Origin of the sequence: Vreelandella nanhaiensis, assembly GCF_003990185.1 — a bacterium.
GTDB classification, from domain to species: domain Bacteria; phylum Pseudomonadota; class Gammaproteobacteria; order Pseudomonadales; family Halomonadaceae; genus Vreelandella; species Vreelandella nanhaiensis.
On sequence record NZ_RZHF01000019.1, the window covers coordinates 1 to 12,976 of the forward strand.

The 12,976-nt window shown below is 55.1% G+C and carries 8 protein-coding genes; 4 read left to right on the forward strand and 4 right to left on the reverse strand.

Annotation, left to right across the window (positions count from 1 at the left end; all coding sequences use genetic code 11):
- The first annotated feature begins 100 nt into the window (after positions 1–100).
- Complete coding sequence (locus tag ELY38_RS14080) at positions 101–1,402, forward strand: IS1380 family transposase (RefSeq protein WP_127062895.1); 1,302 nt, start codon at positions 101–103, stop codon at positions 1,400–1,402.
- 352 nt (positions 1,403–1,754) lie between these two features.
- Here ELY38_RS14080 and ELY38_RS14085 read toward each other — a convergent pair whose 3' ends face one another.
- Positions 1,755–3,080, reverse strand: coding sequence for an IS1182 family transposase (locus ELY38_RS14085; protein ID WP_035561699.1), 1,326 nt, complete (start codon positions 3,078–3,080; stop codon positions 1,755–1,757).
- 383 nt (positions 3,081–3,463) lie between these two features.
- Here ELY38_RS14085 and ELY38_RS14090 point away from each other — a divergent pair, with 383 nt between their 5' ends.
- Both ELY38_RS14090 and ELY38_RS14095 read left to right on the forward strand, forming a co-directional pair.
- Positions 3,464–4,135: a response regulator transcription factor gene (locus ELY38_RS14090; protein WP_127062896.1), complete on the forward strand. Its 672-nt coding sequence runs from the start codon at positions 3,464–3,466 to the stop codon at positions 4,133–4,135.
- Between the two features lie 25 nt (positions 4,136–4,160).
- Complete coding sequence (locus ELY38_RS14095; protein WP_127062897.1) at positions 4,161–5,483, forward strand: sensor histidine kinase; 1,323 nt, start codon at positions 4,161–4,163, stop codon at positions 5,481–5,483.
- Between the two features lie 128 nt (positions 5,484–5,611).
- On the opposite strand, the gene ELY38_RS14100 is transcribed toward ELY38_RS14095, so the two are convergent.
- From ELY38_RS14100 to ELY38_RS14110, 3 genes are read right to left on the reverse strand one after another with little or no spacing between them, the layout of a single operon-like run.
- A complete protein-coding gene (locus ELY38_RS14100; protein ID WP_127062898.1) occupies positions 5,612–8,809 on the reverse strand; it encodes an efflux RND transporter permease subunit in 3,198 nt (1,065 codons plus the stop codon).
- A 14-nt stretch (positions 8,810–8,823) separates the two neighbouring features.
- The gene (locus ELY38_RS14105) at positions 8,824–10,074 is read right to left on the reverse strand and encodes an efflux RND transporter periplasmic adaptor subunit (RefSeq protein ID WP_004581709.1); all 1,251 of its coding nucleotides are present in this window, start codon (positions 10,072–10,074) and stop codon (positions 8,824–8,826) included.
- Between the two features lie 21 nt (positions 10,075–10,095).
- A complete protein-coding gene (locus ELY38_RS14110) occupies positions 10,096–11,235 on the reverse strand; it encodes a TolC family protein (protein ID WP_246009152.1) in 1,140 nt (379 codons plus the stop codon).
- 301 nt (positions 11,236–11,536) lie between these two features.
- On the opposite strand from ELY38_RS14110, the gene ELY38_RS14115 reads away from it, so the two are divergent.
- On the forward strand, positions 11,537–12,838 hold the full coding sequence (locus ELY38_RS14115) for an IS1380 family transposase (protein ID WP_127062895.1): 1,302 nt from the start codon (positions 11,537–11,539) through the stop codon (positions 12,836–12,838).
- Positions 12,839–12,976: the final 138 nt, after the last annotated feature.

Here is a 12,976-nt window from a genome sequence, read left to right on the forward strand (position 1 = left end):
TAGCCCGGATTTCTCATGAGGGGATAAAAGAAAGCGGCTGAAAGTGCTATAGTTTCAGGACCTTACACCGTTCACCAAGCACCAACAGCCGCTATCCAAAATGGTACCTGAAAAACTGACCTTCTCGCCACTGTCTCGCCGTCAAATTGAAGCCGATTTCTCCGGTGGTCATATCACCTCCGATGCCGGCCTGCTTTTGCTTCGCGAAGTCGACAACCAACACCAGCTCACTCAGCGCCTGGCTACGGTGCTGGACGATGCCCGTAATCCGGTACTGGTTCGCCACAAGCTTCAAACCATGATCCGGCAACGGGTCTTTGGCGTAGCCGCCGGATACGAAGATCTGAACGATCACGAAACGTTACGCGCTGACCAGGCACTTCAGACCGCGACTGGCGAAGAGGCCATTCTGGCGGGCAAATCAACACTGTGCCGAATGGAGCAGCGCGTAGACCGGCAGGCCGTGGTCAAGGCCCACGAACTGCTGTGGCATCACTTCATTGAACAGCACGAGACTCCACCCAAGGAAATTGTGCTGGATTTTGATGGCACCGACGTTCCGGTGCATGGCGACCAGCCCGGCAAGTTCTTTAACGCCTACTACGATCACCATTGTTACTTCCCGCTGTACGTGTTCTGCGGTCGCCATCTGCTGGTGAACTACCTGCGCACCAGCAACCGAAGCGACAGCCGCCACAGCTGGGCCATTCTGGCCCTGCTGGTGAAATTCATCCGGCAGTACTGGACGAATACCCGCATCGTGTTCCGGGGTGACAGCGGCTTTTACCGTCCCCGATTGCTGAGCTGGTGCGACCGGAACAACGTGGACTATCTGGTGGGCCTCAGCAAGAACAGCCGGCTGCTCAAGGAGGTAGACGTACCCTCGATGCTGGTTCGCAAGGCTCACAACGAACTGGGTGAAAAAGTCTGCGCCACCTATCGATTCCAGTACCAGGCCCACACCTGGAAACACCCCCGCTGGGTGATCGCGCGTCTGGAGGAGGGCGAACTGGGTGCCAACCCCAGGTTCATTCTCAGCTCCCGTTACGACGACGGCGTTAAACTCTACTACGAGCAATACTGTGCCCGGGGTGACATGGAAAACCGGATCAAGGATCAGCAGTTGTGTCTGTTCGCAGATCGCACCTCCAGCACGCGGTGGTGGACCAATCAGTGGCGGTTGCTCTTATCGGGCTTTGCCTACACGTTGTTCGAGCGATTACGGGCCCACTTGAAGAAGACCCCCTTCGAGAGAATGAGCGCCAGTAACCTGCGGCTGAAGCTGATCAAGGTGGGCGCGGTCATCATTCGCAACACTCGACGCATACGGGTGTTGATGAGCGATGCCTATCCTTACAAAGACGAACTCTCTGACCTGGTGCGTCAACTGGTTCCGGAATAGAAGCCTGGGCTCCCCCGGCCCGACTCAATGGGGGAAAGGGGGCCGTGTGTCCGGACAACAGAAATTGATCGATTATTGATCAGTCACGGCCGCCAATGAGCGGTAATGGCGGTAACCCGCACAGTCTGCGAGACTTGCCGGGGACCTATGAGAAATCCGGGCTAGGAGTCTGCGCGGCAGAAACGTTTTGAGCCCTCGTTTCCGCCAGACCGGATCATTGTCTGGCCGGAAGGAGTGTTCGCGATATCGGATCGGCTCCATCATCGCTTTCGATCCAGCCAGTTAACCGGTTAAAAGGGGCATCGCAGGGCCCCAGCTGTACCTACCGTGAGCCAAAGGCTGCCTCAGCGACTTATGCCAACCTCATCAGTGAACTCATGCGCCTGAGATTGAGCGACAGACAGACAAGATCCCATTCACCCTGCACCGCCTGAAGGCCCCGCAAGCCGAACTGCCGGAAGCCCAGGACATTCTTGATCCAGCCATTCACCGCCTCAACCATGTGCTTGTGCTGAGCGTAGACTGCTCGCCCCTCCGCCGTGGTAAGCTTCTCCTCCATGCGGGCCGTCGCCGGGTACCGGCTCGCGTTTATATCTCCGGTTTTTTTGCCTTCCCGGCGCAGCGAGACGTAGCCATCTATGCCTTTTGTCTCCAATGCCTGCAAGTCTTCCTCTTTGCGATAACCCGCATCAGCCAGACATTGGCCTGGGTAACTTCCCAGAGTTTCTTTTACCTCGCCCAGCAGCGGCACCAGACAGCCGTTATCACTGGGGTTGTTACCCTGGCGGTTGCCCACGATGATCTGGAACTCGCCATCCACGGCCAGTTGGCCGTTATAGCATTGCTGGAACCCATCATTCGTTTTCATGATCCGGCTTTGGGGGTCGGTAAAGTTACTCTGAGCCTTGTCCTCCGGAACTCCATAATCTCTCTTGAAGTTCCGGCCACCCTTGGGTGAGCGGCGATCATCGTCTGGATGCCGGCCTTTGGCCTCATCTTGCGTTTTTTGATCCGCTTCCAGTTTCTCCTTCGCTGCCCGGATCTTGTCCAGCCGCCCCTGACGGTGCTGAAGCTCTTCGGGTAACTCGTCGCCCCGCTGATCCGGGCCAAACTGTTGGTCTTCCGATTCATCCACACGGCGAGCCTGGCCACAAAGCTCATCAACCTCTTTTGACAGACGGGCTTCTTCCTCCCGCATGCGGTCATAGCTCATGGCCTTGTGCTTACTGGCGTTGGCCCGGACCTTGGTGCCATCAATCGCCAGCGTACCGAGAGTAACCAATTCCGCTTCCTGGGCGATCCGGACCACCTGAATAAATACGGCCTTGAACGCAGCCAGGTGTTGCTTGCGAAAATCGCAGATAGTGCGGTGTCTGGGGAAATTGCCAGCCGCCAGGACCCGAAGGGCGACATCTTCTTCCAACTTCCGGGCGATCTTTCGTGATGAAAACACGCCGGTCGCGTACGCATAGATCAACACCTTCAACATCATCCGCGGATCGAAAGGCGAGTTGCGCCGACCGCTCCCTTCATACCGGGCGTAGAAGGCACTCAGATCCAGTTCCTCGACCACGTCACTGATGAAATAGGCCAGATGCCCTTCGGGCAGCCACTCGTTCAGGCTCGGGGGAAGAAGCAGTTCCTGATCAGGTGAATAGGGGCGGAAGGTGGTTCCCATCGGATTCTCCGGTGCTGAAGAATTTTTACGTATTATGCCAGAAGGTGGCTCCTGCCGCGCAGACTCCTAGCATAGGCCGGTAACAAACTGTCGAAACCGGCAAGAAGTCCCATTGTGGCAGCTCCTTGTATAAGGCGGCGCCTGGACACACCTGCATAGAAATGTCTATCGCTCATAGGTTGCTCCTAAAACCATGTATATACAGCTTCTCGCGTTCGTGGCTCGATTGTTGACGCTACCCGGTGCAACTGAAATCAAACTGAAAAGTCGACCGGTAACCCCCCATTTTTAACGGGTTGCTGTTTTTCTGGGGAGTTGCCGTTACTGGTACAATCCATGGCAGACTGGCGAAACTTTCCCACCTCGAAAAACGGCGCTTACAAATGAAAATTCTGATTGTTGAGGACAATGCGGTACTTGCCAAAAGAATATCGGACTGGCTTGCGCAGGCGCACTACACAGTCGATATCGCCAAAACCGGCAAAGAAGCGGACTCGTTGATTGAAACAAGCTCCTACCAGGCCGTTATTCTCGATATCGGACTGCCCGATGAAAATGGACTGTCTTTAATGCAAAGATGGAGAAAAAACGGGAAAAAAGAGGCCATCCTTATTCTGACCGCACGCTCCAACTGGACTGAGAGAGTAGAAGGGTTGAACGCGGGTGCCGACGATTACCTTCCCAAACCGTTTGAGTTTGATGAACTGAAAGCCCGGCTCAATGCAATTATCCGAAGGAAGGATGGCAGAACAACAGATCAAATCAGTGTCGACGGATTTCGTCTCAACGCCAGCTACCGAACGCTGACCACGCCCGACCAGAAAGAGTTCAGACTGACAGCCACTGAATTCCGCCTTTTGCAGTGTTTCCTGCGTTCACCAGACAGGGTATTTTCACAGGATGAACTGGTTGAAACCCTCTACAACATTGAAAGATGTCCCACCAGGAATGTTGTTCAGGTCTATATAGCCAGGCTCAGAAAAATAATAGGTGGCAATAAAATCAAGACTTTGCGTGGCCAGGGCTACTTCTTCGAAAAAGATCCTACTGGCTGAACGCCCGAACGAACCAGGTCAACATATGCCAGCTCCAAAGAGTATCCGAAGAACAGCCATTCAGTATGGGGCTGTTTTCAGCCTCGTCTATTTCACCCTGATATTCTTTTCACATGCCTACGTGATAAAACAACTATCGGACGAGTCCAGGAAACAACACCTGAGTAAAGAGCTGGAAAACTTTCAGGCAATCATTGAAGCCGAGTCCCCGACAACTGACGACCTCAGCAACATGATCCATCAGTTTGAAATGCTTCTGGGGCATGCCATCGTCATCGAAACGGCTAGCGGAAGCGTCCTGGCGAGCCCGAACTTTGACCAGAGCCAACTGCAGGGCGCTGCAGAGAAGCCCGAGGGTTTCATCCACATAGCGCAGGGTGCGAACACGCTTTTCGGGCTCAAACGCATTTTCTCCGCCAGTGAAAAACTGGCCTCAATCAGCGTTCTTGAAACCGAGGGGGCGCTCTCTGAACGACCGCCGAAGGCCCACCTGACATTGCTCGGCGCCTCGGCCGTTCTTCTCGCGATACTGCTGGCTCTGATTGGAACCACCACACATCTGACGTTAAAGCCCATCAGTAAGATAAAAGAGGATCTGAGACGGCTCCAATCCGGGAAACAAAGTCGTCTGAACCCTCACGTACCGGAAGAGTTTCGTCCGCTGATCCGCCAGCTCAATGATTTGCTTGAGCTGTCAAACCGGCGTCTGGACCGCCACCGCCGCCTGAATTCTGATCTCTCTCACCTGGTCAAAACCTCTATCTCTGCCAATCTTGCCATTTTGTCGGACATCGACACCTTGCCTCCGTCCCGGGAGGATATTGTGTTTATGACCTCTAACTTGCGGGAGCTTGACAAATCCCTGAACTACCGGATGAGCAAGGCAGACATATCAGGCAGACAGATGGGACGAACGTGCATGCCGGTTGAAATCACGGCAAGTGTCATCACCGTCATGGAAAAAATATTCCCTGATACGGTTTTCCGCCTCCACACCACCTTACCCGAAAACTTCAGTTGGCCAATGGAGCGGAAGGATCTTTCAGAGCTGCTTGGCAATTTACTCGAAAATGGTGGAAAGTGGTGCCAGACAACCGTCGACGTTACAATCGTCCGCACGTCATCAGGACTCTCCATAGAAGTAACGGACGATGGCCCCGGAATTTCTCCCGAGGCGGCAGCCACTGTCATGGACAGGGGCACCAGGCTGGATGAAACGGTCGCCGGATTTGGGCTCGGATTGTCCATCGTGTCCGAGATTGTCGAAGACAACCTCGGACACCTGGAAATCGGATCCTCGAAAAACGGAGGAGCCAGGATTATGATTTTACTGCCGTTTCCGGACTAGCGAGACCACTCATCATGACACATCCGGCCTTCAGGCTCTCGGCTCTGCTCCGGAGGTTGCCCGTGAACGAGCTCACCGGACAACATGAACTCATCCACTTACAGACTCCCTGCGGCCTTCCCTATGTTCTACCGCTGAATATCACCCACCTTGGCTCTCGAAAAGCGACCGAACAGAACCGGCAAAACAAACAGCGTCAGGAAAGTTGCGGTGATAAGGCCGCCAACAATCACGCTGGCCAGTGGCTTCTGGATTTCAGCACCCACGCCCGTCGACAACAGCATCGGTATCAAACCGAGCGCCGAGGTTATTGCTGTCATCAAGACAGGACGCAAACGGGAGACGGCACCTTCAAACACCGCAGTATCCACGTTCAACCCATCCTGTATTCGCTGATTGATGCTTTCGACCATTACGACCCCGTTAAGCACCGCCACACCAAACAGTGTGATAAATCCAACGGAACTGGGCACCGAAAGATACTGGCCGGAGATCCAGAGTGAAAAGACGCCACCAATAACGGCAAGCGGCACGTTGACCAGAATCAACAGCGCTTGACCAACCGAACTGAAAGCAAAGTACAGCAACAGCGCAATCAGGCCCAGAGATACAGGTACCACAATGGTCAATCGCTTCTGAGCTCGTTGCTGGTTTTCAAACTGACCACCAATATCCACCGAATAGCCGGGGGGAAGGTTCACTTCTGTCGCGATGGTATCCTGAATATCGGCAACCACACTGCCCATGTCACGACCCTGCACATTAGACTGAATGACCACACGGCGCTGAACGTCATCGCGGCGCACCTGAGGCGGGCCGGACTCAATAGACACATCGGCCACATCACCGAGTCTCACCCAGGCTCCGGACGGCGCCTGTAACCTGAAATCGGCAATGGCATCCCGGTCTTCCCGGAAACGTTTGGCCAGACGCACATAGATATCGTACCGCTCATTTCCGTTGATGATCTGGCCCGCGGCGGCACCACCCAGTCCATCCCGGACGACACTCATCACATCAGACACGGCAAGTCCGTACCGGGAGAGTGCCTGACGGTCAGGCTGAACCACCAACTGCGCTTCACCAGCAATCTGCTCCATGGCCACGTCTCGTGTTCCCTGAACTGTTCGGACCGCCGCTTCAATCTGCTGGCCTTTCTCCGCCAGTACGTCGAGATCCGGGCCAAAGAGTTTGATGGCCAGTTGCGCGCGGACACCTGACAGCAATTCATCAACCCGAGTCGCGATAGGCTGAGAAAAGTTAAACAGTAGCCCCGGGTGTTGTTCGAGCTTCTCCTCAATCAAAGCCTGCAATTCATAGCGATTACTGGCGCTGGTCCACTCGGCTGTTGGTTTGAGACCAATATATATCTCGATGTTATTGACTGGTTCCGGATCGCCGCCTATTTCCGCTCGGCCAGCCCGGGACAGGGCGTAGGTCACCTCTGGAAATTCCATCAGCATGGCCTCCAGTTTCGGCGCCACTTCAAGCGCGGTATCAAGGCTTGATGAGGGGGCTAGCGTTACCCGGAGGTTAATGGTCCCCTCTTCCAATTCGGGGACAAACTCAGTACCGAGTCGCGGCACGACCAAGGCCGCCAGCACAACAAGGACAGCTGCTGCACCGACAACAGAGCGGGTGTGTTTCAACGACCAGTCAAGGCCCTTGCGATAAAGCTTTTCGAGGGGCTTTAAAATGAAACTTTCCCGCTCCCGAATACCCTTGCGAAACATAAACGATGCCAAGGCCGGCACAACCACCAGAGCAACGATCACAGCGGACACGATGGCCAACATTATGCTGATCGCCATTGGCTGAAAAAGCTTGGCTTCCACACCTTCAAAGCTGAATAAAGGCATGAAAACGACCAGGATAATCGCCGTCGCGAAAAAAATTGGTCGCGCCACTTCCCGGCCTGCCTCCTGCAGTCGAAGCGCAATGCCATGGTCATCGTGTGACGCGTCCAATGGGTCAGGGTCGTTTTTCACCAATTCATCCCGACGGGCGTCATGCTCAGCATCCGGATGCGTCAGATGTTTGAACATGTTCTCGACCATAACAACAGAGCCGTCCACCAGCATGCCAATTGCCACAGCAATGCCGCCCAGAGACATCAAGTTGGCCGAGAGACCGAACCAGGCCATGATCATCAGCGCAATACCGATAGAAATCGGTATAGAAAGCAGCACGAGCGTTGCTGCCCGAAGATTCATCAGAAACAGGGCAAGCACGATCGCAATAAACACAAAAGCCAACAGAAGTGCATTGGTCACCGTCTCTACGGCCTTGGTCACCAGATCCGCCTGGTTGTAATAGGGCTCAAAACGAACCCCACTCGGAAGCGCCTGATTTATGCGATCAATGCGGGCCTCGATGCCGTCGATGGTGGCTTTTGTATTGGCCCCCATTCGTTTGAGTACAATGCCAGAAACCACTTCACCCAGTTGTTCAACCTGACCGTCTTCATCCTTCCGGGTCATGGTCACCGCACCCTGGCGAATTTCAGTGCCCAGCGCTACCTGGGCGACATCGCTCACCGTCACTGTAATGCCATCACTGGTTTTAACGGGCACTTGACGGATCTGCTCCAGCCCCTGCTCGCCATTACCCAGCCAGCCCATACCGCGAATAACCAACTGCTCCTGTCCACGGCCCATATACCAGCCCCCAACATTGGAGTTGGTGTTCTCCAGGGCGTCCATGACGTCGTTCTGTGATAAGTCATAGGACAGCATTCGCGCCGGGTTCAGATTGACCTGGTACTGGCGGACCTCTCCGCCAAACGACAGAATCTCTGTTACCCCTTCAGCAGGTATCAGCAACAGCTTGACCAGCCAGTCGTGCAAGCTGCGTAATTCCATTGCGTCGTACCCCGAATCCGGGTCCGCTATCAGCAAGTACTGGTAGACCTGGCCGAGACCGGACGTATTCGGGCCCATTTCAGGCACCCCGACCCCGTCCGGAATCAGCTCCCGCGCGGCCTGCAACCGCTCGAACACCAGTTGGCGCGCGAAATAGATATCCGTGCCCTCTTTAAAGACCACGGTGACACCAGACAACCCGGTTTTGGAGATGGACCGAACCTCCTCAACATCCGGCAACGCATACATCACAGCTTCAATGGGATAGGTGATCAGTTGCTCGACTTCCTCGGCCGCAAGTCCGGGCGCCTCTGTATTAACAGCGACCTGGACGTTTGTAACGTCAGGGAAAGCATCAAGATTCAGTTTTGGGATCTGAAACGCGGCCGTGGCGATAAGCACTGCAAGCGCAATAAGAACCAACAGGCGGTTCTGAACCGCCCAGTCGACAACTCGGTTGAACATAATGGCTCCCGGAATCAGTGGTTGTGTGGGTCAAAGCCGCCTTTGGCAATTTCAGAGGCCACAAAAAATGCGCCCCGCGAAACGATCCGTTGGCCTGCAGTCAGGCCCGAAATTTCACGGAGTCCGCCAATTGCGCGACCCAGTTCCACTTCCACAGGCTCGTACTCCCCTTCAGCCTCTTCCACATAGACCGTCCAGTCGCCATCGGCGCCTCGCATCAACGCACTCTCCGGCACCGCAAGCACCGGCTCCGTGGTTTTAAAAAGGAAATACACATCTGCAAACATTCCGGGATGAAAACGATCTTCCGGATTGTCCAGCTCCAACCGAACAATTCGCGTGCGGGTCACAGCGTCAATGGTATGAGCTTCCTGGGATACCGTTGCCACAGCTACTCGGCCTGCAACTCTTACTTCCGCTTCGGCCCCTTGCTTAAGGACAATGTCGGAGTTTGCTGGCAGGTGAGCCTCTACCCAAAGTTCGCTTTCATTAGCCAGAGTCACCAGCGGTTGGCCTGCCTCAACTCTTTGTCCTTGCTCAAACTCATCGGTCAGCACTGCGCCATCCACGCGAGCTCTGAGCGTGTATTCACCGAGACTACCTACGCCGCTGGCCTTCAACGCACCAATGTCATCATCGTTTAGCCCATAAGCAAGCAGAGTCGCCCTCGCCGCTTCAATATTCGCTTTCGCCGTATTGAACCGCTGATCACCAACCACGGAACGACCCAGCCCGCTGATTCGCTCCCATTCAGGAAAAGCCTTCCTGTAATCAGCCTGCGCCTGTGCCACCGTCTCACTGAACAGGGTTACCAGTTGCTGACCTTTGGTTACGTGCTCACCCAATTCCACGTGACGTCTCAACACCACCGAGGCAACCCGGGGGGACACGTGATAGCTGGTATAGCCGTTGGTCAGCAGCTCACCGGGAGCGTAGATTTCATAGTCAACGCGCTTGCTCTCGAGGGTTGCTACCTCAATGCCGGCGAGCTCTTTCTGTTTGGCATTGATGCTTGCGGTAGTTGATTCTTCATGACCACCATCGCTCTCCTCTTCGTGGCCATGACCTTCTTCCTCTTCATGCTCACGTTCTTCAGCATGCCCGCCCTCATGCTCATCCTCTTCACCGGTACCTTCTCGATGATCGTCGCCACCGGCGGCATGATCATGGCCCGCCTCGTTATGCGCATCTTCCTCGGCCTGCACCAATGAAGGGGGAGCTATAAACAGCGTCAATACAAATACTGAAATCAGAGTTTTTTTCATAATGAATATCCAGTTTCCAGACTAGTATTGGAAGAGGGTGATCAGTTCGCCAGACTGGCTCAAGAGCTCAATCAGACCCAACTGCGCCTGCTTTTCCAGTTCAATACCGGTTTTCAGGCTCTCCGCGCGCTGGCCTAACGCCTGGAGATACTCAGAGGTGGAGAGGTCGCCGACCTGCCACTGCTTCTCAAGCAAATCGGCACTTCGCTGTACACGCCCCTGGGATAGTTCTTTCCATCGACGAAGTTGCTTGTCGTATCGCTTCCAGGAAGCGCGAGCGCCTGCCAGGTCATATTGTTGTTTCCGGTAGAGCGCCTGAAACCGCGCTTCGGCCTCCAGAGCCCGTCGATTCGCGGCCCGGATTTCAGCGCTGTAGTTATTACGGACGTTCAGAGGGATCGAGAATGTCAGGCCAACCACGTTCTCGCCGCCGTCACGCCCTCCGCTCAGCCCTACTGTCGGCGATGCTGTGGCTTTGCGTCTCGCAACCTCTGCCTCACTTTTCAGCACCTGCCACTCGGCTCGAGCGACTGCAATTGACGGGTGTGACAGCAGATCAGCCTCACCAATCTGGGACTCCAGCGCTGGCCATATATACTCGGGGATTCCCCCATCCTGAGGCCTCCAGTCCGGCAGACGTTCTTGAACCTGAGTTTCTGCCCGATCAACTGCGGCCTTTGCCTGGGCGACTTCGCTCAACTGACGGGATAGATTTAGAAACAGAAGCTCTGCATCGGCACGCCCCAGATCACCTGCCTGCTGGCGTTGCTCAACCTGCTCCAGCAAGGCATCCAGACGGTGTTGCTGGGATTCCGCAATTTCTTCGGCACGCGTCGCCGCGCGCCACTCGACAAGCGCAAACAGCGACTCGGACGTTTGTGCCAAAACCGCCTCGTTCAAATCAGCTTCAGCGGAAAGCCTGATCAGCTTTGCCTTGTCCTTTAGCGCACCCTGTTGATCAGACCAATCGATCGTTTGTGATAGCCCTACCTCAAAGTTGTTTTCACTGCCCGTTCTGTCTGCTCCAACAGACAGCTCCGGGTTATACAGCGGTTGTTCGCTTGCCTCAGCATCCGCATCCCGGGCTGCCGCCTGCTCTGTCGCCGCCATGACATCCGGATGCTTGCTTATCTGGCCAGTGAGCCAATTTGTCCAATTCACAGTCTCCGCTTGACCGAACAGAGGAATAGACAATAGTACTGAACACAGCAACGCCCTGGGCGAGTGCTTGCTTGCCTTCATCGACTTTCTCCCGAAGGGGTTGTTAGCCACAATTCATGGGGGCGAGACGCCCATGACAAAGTAGGTAGAGGTGGAGATAGTAAGTGAAAAGGTTGAAATGAACTTGAATTTGGAAGGCATTAGCCCGGATTTCTCATGAGGGGATAAAAGAAAGCGGCTGAAAGTGCTATAGTTTCAGGACCTTACACCGTTCACCAAGCACCAACAGCCGCTATCCAAAATGGTACCTGAAAAACTGACCTTCTCGCCACTGTCTCGCCGTCAAATTGAAGCCGATTTCTCCGGTGGTCATATCACCTCCGATGCCGGCCTGCTTTTGCTTCGCGAAGTCGACAACCAACACCAGCTCACTCAGCGCCTGGCTACGGTGCTGGACGATGCCCGTAATCCGGTACTGGTTCGCCACAAGCTTCAAACCATGATCCGGCAACGGGTCTTTGGCGTAGCCGCCGGATACGAAGATCTGAACGATCACGAAACGTTACGCGCTGACCAGGCACTTCAGACCGCGACTGGCGAAGAGGCCATTCTGGCGGGCAAATCAACACTGTGCCGAATGGAGCAGCGCGTAGACCGGCAGGCCGTGGTCAAGGCCCACGAACTGCTGTGGCATCACTTCATTGAACAGCACGAGACTCCACCCAAGGAAATTGTGCTGGATTTTGATGGCACCGACGTTCCGGTGCATGGCGACCAGCCCGGCAAGTTCTTTAACGCCTACTACGATCACCATTGTTACTTCCCGCTGTACGTGTTCTGCGGTCGCCATCTGCTGGTGAACTACCTGCGCACCAGCAACCGAAGCGACAGCCGCCACAGCTGGGCCATTCTGGCCCTGCTGGTGAAATTCATCCGGCAGTACTGGACGAATACCCGCATCGTGTTCCGGGGTGACAGCGGCTTTTACCGTCCCCGATTGCTGAGCTGGTGCGACCGGAACAACGTGGACTATCTGGTGGGCCTCAGCAAGAACAGCCGGCTGCTCAAGGAGGTAGACGTACCCTCGATGCTGGTTCGCAAGGCTCACAACGAACTGGGTGAAAAAGTCTGCGCCACCTATCGATTCCAGTACCAGGCCCACACCTGGAAACACCCCCGCTGGGTGATCGCGCGTCTGGAGGAGGGCGAACTGGGTGCCAACCCCAGGTTCATTCTCAGCTCCCGTTACGACGACGGCGTTAAACTCTACTACGAGCAATACTGTGCCCGGGGTGACATGGAAAACCGGATCAAGGATCAGCAGTTGTGTCTGTTCGCAGATCGCACCTCCAGCACGCGGTGGTGGACCAATCAGTGGCGGTTGCTCTTATCGGGCTTTGCCTACACGTTGTTCGAGCGATTACGGGCCCACTTGAAGAAGACCCCCTTCGAGAGAATGAGCGCCAGTAACCTGCGGCTGAAGCTGATCAAGGTGGGCGCGGTCATCATTCGCAACACTCGACGCATACGGGTGTTGATGAGCGATGCCTATCCTTACAAAGACGAACTCTCTGACCTGGTGCGTCAACTGGTTCCGGAATAGAAGCCTGGGCTCCCCCGGCCCGACTCAATGGGGGAAAGGGGGCCGTGTGTCCGGACAACAGAAATTGATCGATTATTGATCAGTCACGGCCGCCAATGAGCGGTAATGGCGGTAACCCGCACAGTCTGCGAGACTTGC